The organism is Microbacterium sp. MYb45 (assembly GCF_002979655.1).
In the GTDB taxonomy this organism is placed as follows: domain Bacteria; phylum Actinomycetota; class Actinomycetes; order Actinomycetales; family Microbacteriaceae; genus Microbacterium.
In genome coordinates, this window is sequence record NZ_PCPG01000002.1 from 236404 (window position 1) to 254122 (window position 17719).

At 68.1% G+C, this 17719-nt stretch carries 14 protein-coding genes and 1 pseudogene; 4 read left to right on the forward strand and 11 right to left on the reverse strand.

All coding sequences use genetic code 11. The annotated features are described in order from the left end of the window. Position 1 precedes the first annotated feature (1 nt). The 3 genes from CQ034_RS07565 to CQ034_RS07575 all read right to left on the reverse strand — a co-directional run bounded on the left by CQ034_RS07565 (position 2) and on the right by CQ034_RS07575 (position 3232). Positions 2–829, reverse strand: a complete 828-nt coding sequence (locus CQ034_RS07565; protein WP_105710604.1) for an ABC transporter permease — start codon at positions 827–829, stop codon at positions 2–4. A gap of 74 nt (positions 830–903) precedes the next feature. Next, positions 904–2091 carry an extracellular solute-binding protein gene (locus CQ034_RS07570; protein WP_105710547.1) on the reverse strand — a complete coding sequence of 396 codons (1188 nt, stop codon included), beginning with the start codon at positions 2089–2091 and terminating at the stop codon, positions 904–906. A 73-nt stretch (positions 2092–2164) separates the two neighbouring features. Continuing rightward, on the reverse strand, positions 2165–3232 hold the full coding sequence (locus CQ034_RS07575; protein WP_105710605.1) for an ABC transporter ATP-binding protein: 1068 nt from the start codon (positions 3230–3232) through the stop codon (positions 2165–2167). A gap of 117 nt (positions 3233–3349) precedes the next feature. On the opposite strand from CQ034_RS07575, the gene CQ034_RS07580 reads away from it, so the two are divergent. Both CQ034_RS07580 and CQ034_RS07585 read left to right on the forward strand, forming a co-directional pair. After that, positions 3350–4141 carry a FadR/GntR family transcriptional regulator gene (locus CQ034_RS07580; RefSeq protein ID WP_029273944.1) on the forward strand — a complete coding sequence of 264 codons (792 nt, stop codon included), beginning with the start codon at positions 3350–3352 and terminating at the stop codon, positions 4139–4141. Between the two features lie 37 nt (positions 4142–4178). After that, complete coding sequence (locus CQ034_RS07585; protein ID WP_029262201.1) at positions 4179–4880, forward strand: cache domain-containing protein; 702 nt, start codon at positions 4179–4181, stop codon at positions 4878–4880. Positions 4881–4893: 13 nt separating this feature from the next. Here CQ034_RS07585 and CQ034_RS07590 read toward each other — a convergent pair whose 3' ends face one another. The 6 genes from CQ034_RS07590 to CQ034_RS07615 all read right to left on the reverse strand — a co-directional run bounded on the left by CQ034_RS07590 (position 4894) and on the right by CQ034_RS07615 (position 11848). Further along, positions 4894–5862, reverse strand: a complete 969-nt coding sequence (locus CQ034_RS07590; protein WP_105710548.1) for an acetylxylan esterase — start codon at positions 5860–5862, stop codon at positions 4894–4896. Positions 5863–5886: 24 nt separating this feature from the next. After that, a complete protein-coding gene (locus CQ034_RS07595; protein ID WP_105710549.1) occupies positions 5887–6822 on the reverse strand; it encodes a carbohydrate ABC transporter permease in 936 nt (311 codons plus the stop codon). After that, on the reverse strand, positions 6812–7753 hold the full coding sequence (locus tag CQ034_RS07600; RefSeq protein WP_105710550.1) for a carbohydrate ABC transporter permease: 942 nt from the start codon (positions 7751–7753) through the stop codon (positions 6812–6814). Before CQ034_RS07600 ends, CQ034_RS07595 begins: the two co-directional genes overlap by 11 nt. Positions 7754–7757: 4 nt before the next feature. Beyond that, positions 7758–9065: a sugar ABC transporter substrate-binding protein gene (locus tag CQ034_RS07605; protein WP_105710551.1), complete on the reverse strand. Its 1308-nt coding sequence runs from the start codon at positions 9063–9065 to the stop codon at positions 7758–7760. Positions 9066–9137: 72 nt separating this feature from the next. Continuing rightward, positions 9138–10763, reverse strand: a complete 1626-nt coding sequence (locus CQ034_RS07610) for an FAD-dependent oxidoreductase (protein WP_219860773.1) — start codon at positions 10761–10763, stop codon at positions 9138–9140. Then, on the reverse strand, positions 10760–11848 hold the full coding sequence (locus CQ034_RS07615; RefSeq protein ID WP_105710552.1) for a LacI family DNA-binding transcriptional regulator: 1089 nt from the start codon (positions 11846–11848) through the stop codon (positions 10760–10762). Before CQ034_RS07615 ends, CQ034_RS07610 begins: the two co-directional genes overlap by 4 nt. Positions 11849–12087: 239 nt before the next feature. On the opposite strand from CQ034_RS07615, the pseudogene CQ034_RS07625 reads away from it, so the two are divergent. Then, positions 12088–12873 (forward strand): annotated as a pseudogene (locus CQ034_RS07625) (DNA/RNA non-specific endonuclease). Positions 12874–12937: 64 nt separating this feature from the next. Beyond that, on the forward strand, positions 12938–13957 hold the full coding sequence (locus CQ034_RS07630; protein WP_105710554.1) for a LacI family DNA-binding transcriptional regulator: 1020 nt from the start codon (positions 12938–12940) through the stop codon (positions 13955–13957). 80 nt (positions 13958–14037) lie between these two features. On the opposite strand, the gene CQ034_RS07635 is transcribed toward CQ034_RS07630, so the two are convergent. Then, a complete protein-coding gene (locus CQ034_RS07635; RefSeq protein WP_258134123.1) occupies positions 14038–16191 on the reverse strand; it encodes an RICIN domain-containing protein in 2154 nt (717 codons plus the stop codon). A gap of 181 nt (positions 16192–16372) precedes the next feature. Beyond that, positions 16373–17605 (reverse strand): family 1 glycosylhydrolase, encoded by a 1233-nt coding sequence (locus CQ034_RS07640; RefSeq protein WP_258134124.1) that lies wholly within the window; start codon positions 17603–17605, stop codon positions 16373–16375. Positions 17606–17719 lie beyond the last annotated feature (114 nt).

Genomic DNA, 17719 nt, shown 5'->3' on the forward strand with positions numbered 1-17719 from the left:
CTCACATCCTTTCCAGAGCACCGGTGCGCTGCACGCTCACCAGGTAGACGACGACGAAGGCGATCGGCACGAGCGAGTACGCGGCCGCCAGCGGCGGGTTCAGGTTGATGTTCGACGCGATCACGCTGCCGATCATCTGCGTGTCGCCGCCGACGAACCGGGCGACGAGGTAGTCGCCGAGGCTCAGGGAGAACGTGAACACCGAACCCGCGATGAGGGCGGGCTTGATGAGCGGGAGCACGACCGAGACGATCGTGCGCCACGACCCCGCACCGAGGTCGGCGGAGGCGTCGAAGAGGTTGGGCGGCAGCTGTCGGATCGCGGTGTAGACGGGCACCGCCATGTACGGCAGCCACAGGTACGTGAGGGTCAGCACGACGGTCAGGATGCTGAAACCGGGGCCGGAGAGCCCGAGGGGTGCGAGCAGCCAGTTCGCGAAGCCCTGCTCGGTGAAGGTGATGCGCATCGCGAGCACCTTGACCAGGTAGCCGGCCCACAGCGGCAGGGTGATCGAGACCGCGAGGAGTGCCCGCAACCAGGGCGAGGCGACCTTCGCCATGAAGATGCCGAGGGGGACGGAGATGAGCACGGCGAGCAGCGTCACGGCGAGCGCGATCCCGAGGGTGCGCAGCGACGTCGACAGGTAGGCGGGGTTGACGAAGAGCTGCTCGAAGTTGCGCAGCGTGAAACCGGGCTTCACCTTCGAGGTGAAGGGGTCGGTGATCCAGAAGGCGGTCACGAGGAGCATGACCAGCGAGAAGATGTAGATCCCGATGAGCCAGGTCATCGGAAGAGCGAGGAGCCCGGCGATGCGGAGGCGGCGCTTCATGTCGATCCCGTTCATGGTGGCGGAAGATCTGCGGAGGTGAGGGGCGGGCCGGAAGACCCGCCCCTCGATGCGGCTCAGCCCTTGACCGAGAGCCAGGCGTCCGTCCACTGCTGGAAGTTCGTGCAGGTGACGTCGGTGCGGCCGTCGATGCACTGCTCGATCGGCGTCGTCCAGAACCAGACGTTCTTGAAGTACTCCTCGTCCGTGGCGTTGAAGTAGTCGCAGTGCGCCTTCGCCTCGTCGCTGGTGTCGCAGAAGGCGGCGTTCGCGGGCGCCATACCGAAGTTCATCGCGATCGCGCCGTTCACCTCCGGCGAGGACGAGTAGTCCATCCACGCGTAGGCGCAGTTCGGGTTCTTCGACTCGGTCGCCATCATCCAGGCGTCCGACCACCCGGTCGAGCCCTCTTCCGGCAGCACACTCTTGAACTTGTCATCCTCGGTGAGCTTGCGCAGCACCTCCCACGACGTGCCGAGCACCGTGGTGCCGCCCGCAAACGAGGTGATCTGCGCGGCCGGGTCGGACCAGTACTCCGAGACGATGTCGTTCTGCTGCTTGAGCAGGTCGATCGCCGCATCCAGCTGCTTCTGGTCGAGCGCGTACGGGTTCGTGATGCCGAGGTCGGGCTCGTGCGCCATCAGGTACACCGCGGCGTCGGCGATGTAGATCGGGGCGTCGTAGGCGATGACCTTGCCCGCGTAGGGGCTGTCCTTCTCCCACGCGATGTCCCAGCTGGTGGGTTCCTCGGTCACGACCTCGCTGTTGTACTGGAGGATGTTCGCGCCGCGACCGATCGGGATGCCGTAGGACTTGCCGTTGATGGTGTCGTAGATCTGGCCCTTCATGCCCTCGACGATGTCGTCGCCGAAGTTCGGGATGAGCTCGAGGTTGAGCGGCTGCACGTCGCCACCGGCGATCAGGCGCAGGCTCGCGTCGCCCGAGGCGGAGACCAGGTCGTAGTCGCCGGTGCGCATGAGCTGGACCATCTCGTCGCTGGTGCCGGCGACGCGGCGGTTCACGACGCAGCCGGTCTCGGTGGTGAAGGCGTCGCTCCAGGCGGGCTCGACGAATCCACTCCAGGCGACGATGTTGACCTCGCCCTCGTAGTCGCCGAGCTCCTCCTGCATCGCGATGTCGGGAACGTCGATCTGGAGTCCGCCGCCCCCTTCGGCCGGCGTCTCCTCTCCGCCGGTGGAACAGCCGGACAGTGCCAGGGCGGCGACCGCGGTCATCGCCGCGGTGGCCAGGATCTTCTTACGCATGGATCGCTCCTTCGTGATCGGTGCTGCTGTGTTCTCAGGTGTTCGGGTGTTGCGGTGTTTCACGTGCGGTTCTTCAGGGAAGCCGGGCCGCGTGGTCGGGTGACCAGACGGCACGGACGTGGTGTCCGCGGGCGAGGTCGTCGTCGGCGGAGTGGCGTGCGTTCGGGCGTTCGGCGATGAGGTCGAGGCCCGCATCGGTCGTGACGAGGTAGCGGGTGGCGGGGCCCGTGTAGACGACCTCGCTGATGGTGCCGGTGAGCGAGACCTCGCCTGCGGCGAGCGCCGCATCCGGTCCGATCAGCCGCATCCGCTCCGGGCGCACACTCATGGTCCGCCGGTCGCCGGTCAGGCTCTCGGCCAGCTCTCCGCCGATGAGGTTCGAGAGTCCGAGGAAGCGTGCGACGAACTCGGTCTCCGGGCGCTCGTACACATCGCGTGCGGTGCCGACCTGCTCGATCCGGCCGCCGTTGAACACCGCGACGCGGTCGCTGAGCGTGAGGGCCTCCTCCTGGTCGTGGGTGACGAAGATGAAGGTGATGCCGACCTCGCGCTGGATCTGCTTGAGCTCGATCTGCATCTGCTCACGGAGCTGCTTGTCGAGCGCACCGAGCGGCTCGTCGAGCAGCAGCACCTGAGGGCGCAGGATGAGGGCGCGGGCCAGGGCGATCCGCTGCCGCTGACCGCCGGAGAGCTGATGCGGCAGACGGTCGGCGACGTGATCGAGCCGCACCTGCTCCAGCGAGGTCTGGACCCGCGCGGCCCTGGCGCTCTTGCCCTCGCCGCGGACGCGCAACCCGTAGCCGACGTTGTCGGCGATGGTCAGGTGCGGGAACAGCGCGTAGTCCTGGAAGACGGTGTTGACCGGACGGGCGTGCGGAGGGGTCCTGGTCACGTCGACGCCGGAGAGGCGGATGCTGCCGGAGGTGGTGTCTTCGAACCCGGCGATCATGCGCAGCACCGTCGTCTTGCCCGAGCCCGACGGACCGAGCATCGACAGGAACTCGCCCGAGGCGACCTCGAGGTCGAGGTCGCGGACGGCGGTGAACTCGCCGAACGACTTCGTGACGCCGCTCAGGGTCACCGTCCCGTCGGGGCGGGCGGCCTCTGCGGCTGCGGGTGCTGCGGGTGCCGTGGCGATCATCTCGCGCTCCTCGGTCATCGTCGAACTCGGAAGATTCCCCAAAACATATAAACCCAGAGGTAATATGTCAACAGCGAGTTTCTTGGGTATGGTGAGCGCGGAAGGGAGAATCGCAGAATGGCATCGAGCTCGACGACGCATCCGACGCACGCCCCTGCCGACCCCTCCCCCGACGCGGAGCACGAACAACCGCACCGCCTTCAGGGCGCACTGTTCCAGCCCATCGGCGACGAGGGCAGGGCGGAGCTCGTCGAGCGCCGCCTGGTCGACGCGATCACCCGCGGGCACCTCCGCGCCGGCGAGCGTCTCCCCTCCGAGGCCGACCTCAGCAAGAGCCTCGGCGTCGCTCCGGTGACCGTGCGCGAAGCGCTGCTCGCGCTGCGCGGTCGCGGCCTCGTCGTGACCCGACGCGGACGCAACGGCGGCAGCTTCGTCGCCGCACACGCCGACCCCCTGACGTTCGCGCGGGAAGCGGTGCGGCGCACCTCGCGCGTCGCCCTGCGTGACCTCGGCGCGCACTACGCCGCCATCACCGGTGCGTGCGTCCGCCTCGCGGCGAGGCGCGCCGACCCCAGCGAGACGCAGCGGGTGCGCCGTCGGATGGACCGGATCGACGAGCTCGACACCGAGGCGCAGCGCCGGCTGCTCGACGACGTGCAGATCGAGATCGTGGCCCTCAGCCAGTCCGCGCGACTGACCCGTGAGCAGATGAAGCTGCAGGCGGAGCTCTCGCCCTACCTGCGTCTCGTCGCGCACGAGACCGAGAATCTTCGACGGCAGGGCGCGCACCTCGCCGCCGTCATCGACGCCGTGGAGGCCGGAGACCCCGACGCCGCCGGGGCGAGGACCGAGCTCATGGCCGCCGAGACCATCGACGCGCTGATCCGGCTCCAGGCCGCGAACGGTTAGTTCCGAAGACCCGCATCGACGTGCACAGGAGGACGCGATGAACACAGCAACCGACACCGCCACCCAGGCCGCGGCCGCGATCGTGGAGGACTACTTCGCAGCGCCCGTGCGGGCACTGGTCGACTGGGTGGGCCCGTTCGCCACCCAGGTCGCCGAGGCCAGGGCCAGCGGACCGCTCACCCGCTCGAAGATCGATGCCCTGGTGCGACCGCATGCCCTGAAGACACTCGACCTGCGCGGCGTGCCCGTGTACGGCGCCGGGTTCATCGCGGCGATCGATCTGCTCGCCGACGCCCACAGCCACCTGGCGTGGTGGCAGGGCGACGACCGGCGGCAGCTCGTGCTCGCCTCGCAGTCGCTCAACAAGGAGAACATCGACTACAGCGCGCTCGAGTGGTACCGCGTGCCGATGACCACCGGGGAGCCGCATGTGGCCGGCCCTTATGTCGACTACCTCTGCAGCGACGAGTACACGATCACGATCGCCGTGCCCGCCGATGTGGACGGACAGCGGATCGGCGTCGCCGGACTCGACCTGCTCGTGTCGGCGGTCGAGCGGGACCTGACCCACCGGTTCGCCGCGCTGGGCAGCGAGGTCACGCTGACGAACGGCGTCGGACGCGTGGTCGTGTCGACCGATCCGCGATGGGCGACCGGCGACTCGGTGCGCGGCAGCGGTCTCGCCGACCTCCCGCGGGTCGCCTGCCCCACCGTCGCGCTGGACGTGATCGTCGGCTGACGACGGAGGGTCGCTACCCGAGGATCCCGGACAGGAACGTCGCCTGCCGCTCCCACTGCACGCCGAGTCCGCCCTCGTGGCCGTTGAAGGCGTACTCCTCGATGTCGGCCGTGCCCGCCCACGTGTTCCGCGCCGCGTACACAGTGGAGGGAGGGCAGACCTGGTCGAGGAGAGCCACCGAGAACAGGGCGGGGGCCGTCGCGCGCTTCGCGAAGTTCACGCCGTCGAAGTAGGAGAGCGTGTCGAAGACGGCCGCGGCATCGCCTCGCCGCACCGAGAGATAGCGCACGATCTCCTGGTACGGGTCACGCTCGGTCATCCCGACCGCGCGCTCGAAGTGGCACAGGAACGGCACATCCGGCATCGCGGCCGTCAGACCGCCGACCAATCCCGCGACCGCGATCGCGATACCGCCGCCCTGACTCGTGCCGGTCACCGCCACGCGGTCGGGATCGATGCCGTCGAGGGTGCGCACGGCATCGACGGCGAGCGCCCCGTCGGTGAAGACACGGCGGTAGTAGTACTCGGCGGGATCCAGGATGCCGCGGGTCATGAAGCCCGGCGACGACGGCCCCGCTCCGTGGGGATCGGGAGTGTCGCCGCCCGTGCCCCACCCCGCGCCCTGCCCCCGTGTGTCCATGAACAGATGCGCGAATCCGGATGCCGCCCAGGCGAGCCGCTCGTGCGGGAGCCCCCGCCCGCCGCCGTAGCCGTTGTACTCGACGACCGCGGGAAGCGCCTCGCGGGCACCCGCGGGCCGGGTCAGCCAGGCGCGGACGGGGTCGCCGTCGAATCCGGAGAAGGTCACGTCGTGCACCTCCACCGCCCGCAGCGGCGACTCCACCCGACGCAGCCGCACCGGCTGAGCCCGCTCGCGCGACTCCCGCAGCGTGGCCGACCAGAAGTCGTCGAAGTCATCGGGTTCGACGACCTCGGGCCGGTACGCGCGCAGCTCTTCAGGGCTCAGATCGAAGCGAGGCATGACAGCATCCTTCCAGGCCGAGCCTCAGCCCTTGAGCCCCGTGTTCGCCAGGCCCTGCACGAACTGCTTCTGCGCGACGAGGAACACGAGCAGCACCGGCACGACCGTGAGTGTCGTCGCCGCGAGCTGCACGTTCCACATCGGCCCGCCGTAGGCGTCCACATACTGCGTCAGCGCCTGCGGCAGCGTGAACATGTCCTTGCTCGAGAGGTACACGATCGGCTCCAGGTACAGGTTCCACGACTTCAGGAACGTGAAGATCGCGACGGCGGCCAGCGCGGAGCGGGAGAGCGGGAACGCGATCCGCCAGAAGATGCCCCAGCGACCGAGCCCGTCCATCCGACCGGCCTCCTCGAGCTCGCCGGGGAGCCCCAGGAAGAACTGCCGCATGATGAACACCGCGAGCACCGCGGGCGCCCCGAAGATCGGCACGACGATGAGCGGCCAGTGCGTGTCGATGAGTCCGAGCCCGTTCACGAAACGGAACAGCGGCACGATCGTCACTTCGCTGGGCACCAGCAGCCCGACCAGCACGACGAGGAACAGCGCGTTGGCGCCGGGGAAGCGGATCCTCGCGAACGCGTATCCGGCCATCGCCGCGACCAGCATCGTTCCCACCGTGACGAGAGCCGCGATGTAGAGGCTGTTCCAGTACTGCTGGGCGAACGGCTGCAGACGGAAGACCTCACCGTAGGCGGAGACGGTCGGATCCTGCGGCCACAGCGTCGGCACCTTCTGCAGGATCTCGCTCATCGGCTTGAAGCTGCTGGTGACCATCCACAGCGTGGGGAACACGAACGGAATGCTCAGCACCGCCATCAGCGCGATCAGACCGGCACCGACCCAGCGGCGCTTCGTCTTCGCCCCGCTCGGGCGGATGCGGCGCCGATCGTCCCCGGTGACGACGGCACGCGTGGTGATGTCGTCGGTCTGCACGCGGTCGTCGATGTCAGTTCTCATGGAACACCCACCTCTTCCTGGTCTGCCACTGGATGAGGGTCAGCACCAGGACGATGAAGAACAGCAGCACCGCGATCGCACTCGCGTAGCCGAAGTCGTTGAAACGGAAGGCCTGCTGATACAGGTAGTAGACGAGCACGGTCGTCGAGTTGCCGGGGCCGCCGCCAGTGAGGACGGCGATCTGGGCGAACACCTCAAGCGAGCCGACGATGGTGAGGATCATCACGAGCAGGATCGTGGGACTGATCATCGGCATCGTGATCGAGCGGAACCGCCGCCATGCGCCGGCACCGTCGATGCGCGCGGCCTCGCTGATCTCCTCCGGCACCGCCTGGAGTGCCGCGAGGAACAGGATCATGTTGAGGCCGACGTTCTTGAACACCTGCACGACGATCACCGCGATCATGGCGGTGACGTCGCCGCGGAGCCAGTTCGGTCCCTCGATGCCGAGCAGGGAGAGGAAGCCGTTGATCCCGCCGTCCGCCTGCAGGAGGAAGCTCCAGACGATGGTCCAGGCGACGAGCGAGACGACCACGGGTGAGAAGAAGAACGTGCGGAAGGTCGTGGTACCCGGAAGCTTCTGGTTGAGCAGCACGGCGAGGAACAGCGCGAGGGTGATGTTCAGCACGACGAGCCCGATCGAGAACCAGAGACTCACGAGCAGCGAGTTGTGCAGGCCGGGGTCGGTCAGCATCCGCTCGTAGTTGTCGGCGCCGGCGAACACGAAGGTGTTGGCCAGCACGTTCCAGTCGTGCAGCGAGAACCAGACGACAGCGACGAGCGGTGCGATCACGAAGGCCAGCGAGCCGAGCACCACCGGCGCGACCATGGTGTAGCCGACGATCCAGTCGCGGCGGGCCAGCGCGGAGCGGCGAGGACGTGGTCCCCTCCGCTCCGCGACGGCTACCGCCTGGAGGGCGGATGCGGTCATCCGATCAGCCCTCCAGCAGCGGTGCGATCGCTTCGCAGGTCGAGGTGAGCACCGCTTCGACATCGGCATCGGCCACCCAGAGGGCGTCGAGTTCGGCGCGCACCGCATCCTGCAGCTTCGCGAAGTTGACGTGCGCGGGCTTGGTGATCGCACCCTGGATCCCGTCGACCACGACGGCCTGCAGCTGCTCCTCGCTCAGTCGCGGGTTCGCCGCGGCGAGGGTCTCGGCGTTCAGCAGCGACTCGCGGGGCGGCGGGAAGTACGTCGCGAGCTTCTCCGCGTTCTCCGGGGCGGTGAAGTAGGCGAGGAAGTCGGCGGCGATCTCCGGATGCTCCGCATTGGCGAACACCCCGATGCCGGCCTGTCCGATCACGTTCTGCTGACTCTCGGGACCGGCGGGGAGAGGCACGATGTCCCATGCGAACGAGTCGTCGAGCGCCGAGGCGCGGCTGATCTGCGTGATCGTCATCGCGGCGTCCCCGGCGAAGAAGTCGGCCGTCACACCCGGGCCGGGCATGGCCTTGTCGACGAACGCAGCATCGTGAATCCAGGTGAGCGCGTCGACCATCTCCGGATCGGTCAGCGTGCATTCGCTGCCGTCCGCGCTCCACGGGGCTGCTCCCCAGCCACCCCAGATGCTGGCCAGGTTCTCCCAGACGCGGTAGTCGAAGTCGCGCACCACGAGGCCCTGCTTGCCGGAGGACTGCGCGGCGGCAGCCGAGATGTCCCGCGCGGCGTCATAGGTCCAGTCGCCGGATGCGACCAGATCGGCCGGGTTCGGCTGTCCGGCGGCCGCCACCTGGTCGGTGTTCACGAACATCGCGAAGGGGCTGTTCGAGAACGGGTAGGCGTACAGGCGATCGTCCTGCTGCCACAGGGCGAGGGACGACTCCACGAGATCGTCGTAGTCGTAGCCCTCGGTCTCCTTGAGCGTGTCGGTGATGTCGGCCAGCGCACCCGACGAGACGAATTCGGGGGCGTAGCTCTCCAGGATCCAACCGAGATCGGGGGCGTTGCCGCCGGCGAGCTGGGTCGTGAGTGTGGTGGTGTAGTCCTCGAACGGGATCGGCTCGAAGGAGACCTCTGAGACGAGTTCCGGGTTGTCGGCGACGTAGGCGTCGGCGATCTCCTGGAACATCGCCAGCTGGGTCTCGTCGGCCGTCCAGACGGTCATCCGCAGGGCGACGGGCTCGTCGGGGGTCTCGGCGGCGTCAGGGCTGCCGCTGCATCCGGCGAGGACGAGGGCGGTGGCGGCGATGCCGCCGCCCAGGGCCATCGCGGTGCGCGCGCGGCGCTTCATGTGGGGGGTCATGCTCACTCCTTCGTGGTGATGATCGGGTTCACGGTGATCGGGCAAGTGCTGCGGGAGGGGGTCGGCGTCGGTTCAGTAGGCGTGGGCTCGTCCCTCCGGCCAGTGCCGCTCGACACCGGTCTCGTCGAGCTCGCGCTGGTAGTCGGCGAGAAGGGCGTCGTCGGCATGAACGGCGTGCGGGGCGGTGTCCTCGGCGAGACAGTAGGCGGCGAGGTGCCCGGCGGCCTCGCCGATGTTCCACTCCACGGGGTGCAGTCGGTAGCAGCCGTTGGTGATGTGCGTGGTGCCGATGTTCTTGTTCGCCGCGAGCAGGTTCGTCATCCGCTGCGGGATGAGGGCGCCGAGCGGGATCTCGAACGGGGTCGAGGCGACGTCGATGTACGTGTCGCCCCCGGTCGAGGGGTGGAGGTCGATCCGGTACATCCCCACGCCGACGGAATCGCGGTAGCGCGTCGCCCCGTCATCACCGCGGACGGCATAGGAGACGTCGTTCTCGGTGATCGTGGTGAGCGCGCGGATGCGGCGCGACTCCCGGTGGTACGGCGCCTGGGCGAGGCCGTCGTCCGAACCCATCACATCGGGTCGGAGACGCAGCCCGGGAAAGCCGAAGCCACCGTCGGGTCGAGGAGCCTCGGTCTGCATCCAGTGCACCATCGAGAGGCTGAGCTGACGGGCGCGCTCGTAGTGCGCGATCTCCTCCTCGCGGTCGGCCGTCAGCACGGGAGCGAGGAAGTAGTCGATGCTCGGCCAGTTGACCAGGCAGATGTCGCTCTCGTAGAACCCGTCCGCGAAGAGGTCGCGGGCGGCGATCCGCCGGAAGGTCCAGAGGTTCGCGTCACCGGCGTTGCGGGACTGATCGGCGTCGACGTCGAGCGCGTCGTCTCCGGGGTTCGGGGCGAAGCCGCGGGTGCCGATCTCGAGCGTGCGCGGATTCGGCGCCTGCCAGGAGAGCATCCGCTCCCCCTGCCACGCTGCCGGCGCGTACTCGCGCCAGAAGTCGTACTCGGCGGGGCGGGGAACGGTGTGATCGCCATCGACGTGATCGATCGCGAAGCAGACGCTGAATGCCTGCACGTTGTCGGGCTGCGCCTGCTCGGGCGCACTCGGCTCCCCGGTCTCGGCGCGGGACTCGAAGCCGGTGACGTGCTCCACGTCGGCCAGCGGCAGCAGCTCGCCGGTCTCGGTCGCGTCCAGCACGAACCGGGCGCGCACGACCGTCTCGCCGCCGTCGACCACCGAAGAGAGGGTCACCGAGCGGATCGCGTCGCCGTCGGCGGTCGCCGCGATCGGGCGCACCCGCTCGAGGAGCCGGATCCGCCCGGTCGAGCGGTGGGGTGCCAACATCTCCTCGAGCACGCCCACCGCGATCCGCGGCTCATGACAGAGCTTCGACACCCAGCCGGCGCCGGGGTTCAGCTCGTCTCGCTCCCGCGCGGCGTCGGTCAGCGGGTAGCGGCGTCGGTACACGTCGCGGATGCCGTCGCGCAGGGCGCGGTAGCGCGCCGTGATCCCGAACTCCTCGACCCACGGGTGCTCATCCGGCGGCACCGCCTGCGAGGTGAGCTGCCCGCCGATCCACGGGAACTCCTCCGTCAGCACGACGCGGGCACCTCGATCCGCGGCAGCGAGGGCGGCGGCGACGCCGCCGAGTCCTGCTCCGACGATGAGGATGTCGGTGTGGATGTCGTGCTCGGTCACGCGGGGTTCCTTTCGGAGGATGAGGAGACGGCGGCGGCGATCGTTGCACCGTCGACGTCAGGGCAGGGAAGAAGCTGGTGGTAATCCGCGTCGTCGAGCACGGGCTCTCGGCGGGAGGCGCCCTCGGCACGAGACTCCTGCTCGACGATCCGGGAGAGCAGCACGACGGCGCGAGCGCCCATCTCCTCGCGGGGCACGACGAAGCCCGACCAGGAGCGACCGCCCTTGCGGGGATGCAGCGGCTGGCCGAGCAACAGCATCGAGACGTGCTGCGGGACATGTCGCCCGCGCACGGCGAGCTCGTCGGCGAGCTCTTCGGGGTGGTGCTCGGGAGCCACGAGGATCGCGGTGAGTCCCCGCTCGACGATCTCGTCGGCGGCGTCGGCGACGTCGTCGACGTCGACGAACCGCAGGGGGAAACCTGCGTCGCGCATCGCGCGGGTGTAGCCCTCGATGCGGTCGAGCGTGGGCTGATCGGTGCCCCGCGGTCCGGCGTAGCCGATGCGGGTGTGGCCGCGCTCGGTCAGGCGCGACACCTGACGGGCGGAGGCTTCGACGTAGTCGGCCCCGACGAACGGCAGCATCCGCCCCTCGCTGGTCCGCTTCCCGATGAACACGAACGGGTAGTTGGTGTCGAGGAGGTGCTGCAGCTCGCTCTGGTCCTCCTGCTGTCCGAGTAGCAGGCAGCCGTCGGCGATGCCCAGTCGCTGCCACCCGTCGCGGGTGAGCCGACGGCGGCCGTCGACCACCCGCGCCGACGTGAACAGCAGCATGTCGACGCCGAGCTGCTCGGCCGCCTGCTCGATGCCGTTGAGGAATCCGCCGTAGAAGTCCTGACCGCCGCGCGGGAACGTCTTCTCGTAGGTGAACACCCCGAGGATCTGATTGCGTCCTCCCGCCAGGCGCTGAGCCATCGGGTTGGCCGAGTATCCGGTGATGCGCATCGCCTCGATCACCCGGCTCCGCGTCTCCTCCGAGATTCGCACGCCCGCGGGGGCGCTTCCGTTGAGCACGAAGCTCACCGTCGATTGGCTGACGCCCGCCATGGCGGCCACATCGGCCTGGGTGAAGCGACGACGCGGCATCGATCCTCCTCGATCAGGTGTCGGGTCCCTCACCCGAACGACACCTGAGTCTCGGCGCTGCGGTCGAGGCAGGTCAAGGTGATAATGCGCATTATTTGTGCTGCGTCGCGGACCTCGGCCGCGGGTACCCACTCGTTGCGGGGCACGGCATCCCTCGGCGGTCGGTCGACGCGCGGGGGGATCATGCGCATTATGAGGCCGCAGGTGCGCGCGTCGGCGGCACCGGGCACGATGAGGGCATGACCGACGGCTACGATCCGGCGTTCCTCGGAGCGACTCTCCCCCTCCCGCGCCCCGCGCAAACGGTGCGCCCACTCCCCTATCCGCGCTTCACGGTGCTGCTCGATCCTGCACGGCAGCTCGCCGCAGTGACCGCGGTGAACATCGACGGCGCCTCGCTGCAGGATCTCCCGCGCACCGGCGACTGGCGGCTCGACGAACGCGTGCCGGCCGCCGAGCAGACCGGGCCGGAGGTCTATGCCCGCAACGACCTCGACCGCGGGCACCTCGTGCGCCGCCGCGATCCGGGGTGGGGGTCGGTCGACGCGGCTCGCGCCGCCACCGAGGCGACCTTCTCCTACCCGAACGCCGCACCGCAGGCCGCCGGCTTCAACCAGTCGAAAGAGCTCTGGCTCGGCCTCGAAGACCATGTGCTCGCCTACGCCGAGACGACCGATCAGCGGGTTTAGGTGTTCACCGCGCCGGTGCTCGCCGACGACGACCCGCCGTACCGCGGCATCCGGATCCCGTTGCGGTTCTGGAAGATCACCGCCTGGCAGGGGCCGGACGGGCTCGCCGCCGCCGGTTTCGTTCTCGATCAGTCAGACCTCGTCGACACGCGGGAGGGGGTGCTCGCCGTCCCTCCTCTCGGGGCCTTCCGCACGTTCCAAGTGCCCGTCGCCGACATCGCCGCCCTGACTGGTATCGACCTCGGGCCCTTGATCGGGTCGGATGCGCTCGGCGCTCAGACCGCACTGCCGGAGCGGTGGCGGACGTTGACGAAGAACAACGACATCGCTCTCTGAAGCCTCCATCGACGTGATTACGACGTTGTATCATCAAGGACGGTGATGACGTCTGGGAGGTCGTATGGCAGCCACCCTCCACGACGTGGCGAATCTCGCGGGCGTCTCGATCAAGACCGTCTCCAACGTCGTCAACGACTATCCGCACGTCAAGGAGTCGACCAGGACCCGCGTACGGCAAGCGATCGACGAACTCAACTACCAGCCGAATCTGTCGGCACGCTCTCTCCGCTCCGGACGAAGCGGCGTGATCGGGCTGGTGCTCCCCGAACTGAGCCTCAGCTACTTCGGAGAACTCGCCGACGCGGTCATCGCCGAGGCGGAGAAGCATGGTCTGGTCGTACTCATCGAGAAGACCGGCGCCGATCGTGACCGCGAGATCGCCGTCCTGACGAGCCCGCGCATGCAACTCACCGACGGACTCATCTTCAGCCCGCTCGGCATGGGCCAGGCGGATGCTCAGCACTTCGAGGTCGACTTCCCGGTCGTGCTGCTCGGCGAGCGCATCTTCGGCGGTCCCGTCGATCACGTCACCATGCGCAACGTCGAGGCCGCGCAGGCCGCGACGGAACTCCTCCTGAAGGCCGGCCGACGACGCATCGCTCTCGTCGGCGCGCACGTCGATGAGGATGTCGGATCCGCCGCTCTGCGCACGCAGGGCTATGAGCAGGCACTCGCCGCCGCCGGCATCGAGGTCGATCCGTCGCTGGTGCGGTACACGACGCTCTGGCATCGATCGAACGGCGCTGCGGCCATCCGAGACCTTCTGAATGACGGCGTCGAGTTCGATGCCGTGTTCGGGCTCAACGACGCGCTCGCACTCGGGGCGATGCGCGCCCTCCAGGAGGCAGGGCTCCGCATTCCCGACGACGTCTCGGTCGTGGGCTTCGACGACATCGACGAGGCCCAGTACACGCTCCCGAGCTTGTCGACGATCAATCCCGGTCGGGAGCAGATCGCCGCTCTCGCCGTGGAGCTGCTCCTCACCCGCATCCGTGACGGCGGCGGTCGGCCGTCGGACCCCCGCGAGGTTCTGGTCGACTTCGAGGTGGTCGTCCGCGAGTCCGCCGTCCCGTCGGACTGACCCGGGCCGGGACACAGGAGCGGAGCGGCCGATGTCTCCGACCGCCCCGCGCCCTGCTTCACTCCCGCATCACTCCCGTATCACTGGATGCCCTCCTTGATGAGACGCCATTCCTGGCACGCCGCCCCGGTCGGGCCCCACTGCTGCGCGACTGCCCCGTCGGCCGTCGAGCACGAGTCGACCTCGAGGAGCTTCGCGCTGTTCGCGTTGGCGACGGTCCAGTAGCCCGCACTGTTGGGCGACAGGTTCCAGCGCTGCGTCGCGGTTCCGCTCGCCGACCGCTGGACTGCGTCGGTGCCGTCAGCGGTGGAGGCGCCGGGGATCTCGAGGAGCTTCCGGCTGTTCTTGTTCACGAGTTCGAACGTTCCCCCCGTCGCGGGCTGCACCTTCCAGATCTGCGTGGCGTTCGCCGTCGGACCCCACTGCCCGGCAGGGGCACCGTCGGTCGTGAGCGCGGACAGGATCTCGAGCACCTTGCCGCTGTTGCGGTTCTGCACCTGGAAGGTCGCCGGCAGGGTCGTGCCGCTCTTGTGGAGCTGGATCTGGTCGATCTCGGCGAAGGTGCCCGAGTAGGCGAATCGCACGGTGTTGGATCCGGCGTTGAGAGTGACGGTCTTCTGCGCCCAGAGGTAGCGCCCCCAGTCGGCGGTGGCGGGATAGCTGATGTTCGTCGCCGTCCCTCCGTTCACCGACACGGCATGGCCGCTCGTGGACCCCGTGCCGTTCGCATACCGGACATTGAGGTCGTACGTTCCCGCTTGCGGAGCGTCGACGGTGAAGGTCACCGCGCTGTCCGCGAAGTTGATGTTGCCGACCTTGCTCCCGTTCGAGGCGTCGCCGTGCGTCACGAGAGTGGTGTTCGTCCGCGCGGCGTTCTCGGCCTCGTATGCGGTCGCCGTGAGCGGGATCGTCCCGACCCGGATGTCGTTGTATAGGTAGGTCTGACTGGGGTTCGACGGATTCGCGCGGTAGTTGTCGACATTCACCGCCTGATACAGCGTGCGACCATCCGGGCTGTAGTCGATCCCCTGCGCGAAGCCCGTGATCGAGCTCGGACCGTTGAACGTCACGGCGAAGGGCAGTCGCTCCCACGGACCGGCGCCGAGGTTGTAGTTGACGAAGAAGTTCTGGCCGCCATCGAGGTTGCCGGCGGCATCGAGCCCCCACTTCGAGGCGACGACGACCATCCCCTTCGGTCCTCCGGTGGGAACCCACTTCACCGTCGGGGACGATCCGATTCCGCGACCGTCGGCGAGTTCGACCGGCGTTCCCAGACTCGTCGTCGTTCCCCAGTTGAGGCCATCGGGCGACTTCTTGAAGAAGACCGGTGATGCGTTCGAGAACGCGTACCCCTGGGCATTCACCACTTCGTACGTCGCGATGTAGGAGCCGTCGGGCAGCTTGTCCACCGTGATCATCCCAGGACGGTGCGTGGAGTCGGTCGGTGCGGACACGTTCGAGAGCGCGCCCCACGTCTGGCCGCCGTCGAGCGAGCGCCTGTAGGACACGGCCTGGAGAACGCCGTTCGCCTTCTGCCGCTCATCCGAGAAGTAGGCGACGAGTCCGCCCCCGCCGTCGATCGCCAGCGTCGGCTCCCAGACGGTCGTGGTCGTGGAGGTCGACGAGGGGTCGTAGATCGCCGGTCCGCCCGTGTCGATCGTGCTCACGTAGCTCCAGGAAGCGCCTCGGTCGGTGCTCTTGTAGACGACGAGCTTGGTCACCGACGACGCGGCGTTGCGGTCAGCGGGCCTGATCTGGCCGGTGAGCAGGATCGTGCCCGCTGCGAGGTTTCCCGTCGTCTGCGGAACCTCGAAGAGGAACGGCTGCGCCAGACGATCGAGTTGTGTCGTGCTCTCCTGCCCGGCGATCCCGGGGAACTGCAGTCCGGGGTTGACCGCCGAGATCTTCTGCCAGCTCGTGCCGTCGTTCGTGCTGCGGAAGATCGGCCACTCCTGGTGGCATGCCAGCGCCGGGTTCGCGAGGCAGGCCTGCGTGTCGGTCGTGGGGTTGGAGCTCGGGTTGACGTCCTTGATCAGACGCCCGTCATCGAACGTGTTCAGGAGCGTCCCGTTGGAGGTTCCGTTGTGCTTGAGCGCGATGATCTTCGCGTAGGCCGTGCCGGTCGCGTCTCCGCCCTCATCGTTGAACGACGAACCGTTCGGCGGGGCGTACACGAGCGATCCGTTGCCCGTCGTCACCGCCTGAGCCGATGTGGCGACGAATCCCGTCGCCACGAGTGCCAGCGTCGCGGCGATGGCGGACAGTCCTGCCAGCCTTCCGCGAGATCTCTTTGCCGATAACCGCTTCATTGCGTCCTCCGAGGTCGTGGTCCTGACGTGGAGCTCCCCATCAGGATTTACATCGTTGTAAATGGAGAATTGCACAACGTTGTAAATCAGTCAAGAGCCGCGGCGATCAGGCCTGAGTATGCCGCAGGAACGCGTCCGCGACAGGCGTGCGATGCCGCTGGAGCACACCGTCTGCGTCCTCCTCGAGAGCCCACAACCCCATGGAGAGGCGGTAGTCCATCGGTTCGCCGACGCCCGGGCGATAGGACCACTCGACCATGTCCGTGATGCACCACCACGTGTATCCGATGACGTCGACGCCGGCACCGCGGAGATCCTCGACAGCCGCGATCGAGGCATCCATCCAGGCGATCCGCTCTTCGACGGTGCCGGTGTAGCTCGTCTCGGTCAGGAAGACGGGCCGCTCGTAGCGCGCGGCGAACGACTCGATGACGTCGGCCAGCCCTTCGGTGCCGGCATCGAGGCGCGGCCGAAGATCGCGCGGACCCCCGGTGTGCACCACCCCCGCTTCGAACACCTCCGTGGAATGCTGCGGGTAGTAGTTGATCCCGACCACGTCGGGGATCGCCGTGTTCTCGATGGCCCAGGCGAAGTCCTCGTCGGTGAACCCGTTCTCCCGCAGGTATTCGGTGAGCGGGTGGCCGTCTGCGACGCGTCCCATCACGAGATCCTGCACGATGTACGCGCGATGCCGCAGGTGCTCATGAGTGTCGCTGTGCGCAGCAGTGTCGCCCGCGAACCGGAAGGAGGCCTCGACGTGCACGAAGTCGGCATCCGGATCGACGGCGGCGATCGCCCGCTGCGTTGTGACGATGCCGCGGGAGATCCCGCGGAGCACCTCCACGAAGCCACGATCGCCGGAGCGGTACGGCGGCCACTGCGCGAACTCACCGCAGTACATGATGTTCAGAAGCGGTTCGTTCAGAGGCGTGTAGTGCCGGATTCGACCTCGATACCTTTCGGCGACGGCAGCCGCGTACTCGGCGACGCGCTCCGGGTACTCCGGGTTGACGAACTGATCCTCGAGCCAGAGCGGTGTCCCGTAGTGGACGAGGTCGGCGATGAGTTCGATCCCCAGCTCGTCGAAACGGTCGATGACCCCATCGAGCCACTCCCAGTCCCACTCACCGGGCGCCGGGTTGACGCGGTACCAGGGGATCCCCCATCGCACCATCTCGCTGCCCACGTCGGCGCAGTAGCCGAGATCCTCCGACCAGAAGCGGTAGTGCTGCATGAGTTCGTACTCATCCAGCGCGCGCTCACCCGGCCGGGTCTGAGGGATGAAGGTGTCTTCCACTCCCATCGCGAATCGCAGGCGTCCGTCCTCGAACCAGTTCACGTCGTCGTTCTCCTTCTCGGATCCGCGGATCCGTTTCGATCTCTCTGCCGCGTGTCGGCGACCGACACACGGCGACCCGCACCGATCGGGAGCGTCGGTGCGGGTGGTCGTGCA

Excerpts from the sequence above, each read along its gene's own strand:
- CQ034_RS07565 (WP_105710604.1), bottom strand. The coding sequence starts at position 829 with ATGAAGCGCCGCCTCCGCATCGCCGGGCTCCTCGCTCTTCCGATGACC.
- CQ034_RS07575 (WP_105710605.1), bottom strand. The coding sequence starts at position 3,232 with ATGATCGCCACGGCACCCGCAGCACCCGCAGCCGCAGAGGCCGCCCGC.
- CQ034_RS07580 (WP_029273944.1), top strand. The coding sequence starts at position 3,350 with ATGGCATCGAGCTCGACGACGCATCCGACGCACGCCCCTGCCGACCCC.
- CQ034_RS07605 (WP_105710551.1), bottom strand. The coding sequence starts at position 9,065 with ATGACCCCCCACATGAAGCGCCGCGCGCGCACCGCGATGGCCCTGGGC.
- CQ034_RS07615 (WP_105710552.1), bottom strand. The coding sequence starts at position 11,848 with ATGCCGCGTCGTCGCTTCACCCAGGCCGATGTGGCCGCCATGGCGGGC.
- CQ034_RS07590 (WP_105710548.1), bottom strand. The coding sequence starts at position 5,862 with ATGCCTCGCTTCGATCTGAGCCCTGAAGAGCTGCGCGCGTACCGGCCC.
- CQ034_RS07570 (WP_105710547.1), bottom strand. The coding sequence starts at position 2,091 with ATGCGTAAGAAGATCCTGGCCACCGCGGCGATGACCGCGGTCGCCGCC.
- CQ034_RS07595 (WP_105710549.1), bottom strand. The coding sequence starts at position 6,822 with ATGAGAACTGACATCGACGACCGCGTGCAGACCGACGACATCACCACG.
- CQ034_RS07600 (WP_105710550.1), bottom strand. The coding sequence starts at position 7,753 with ATGACCGCATCCGCCCTCCAGGCGGTAGCCGTCGCGGAGCGGAGGGGA.
- CQ034_RS07630 (WP_105710554.1), top strand. The coding sequence starts at position 12,938 with ATGGCAGCCACCCTCCACGACGTGGCGAATCTCGCGGGCGTCTCGATC.
- CQ034_RS07585 (WP_029262201.1), top strand. The coding sequence starts at position 4,179 with ATGAACACAGCAACCGACACCGCCACCCAGGCCGCGGCCGCGATCGTG.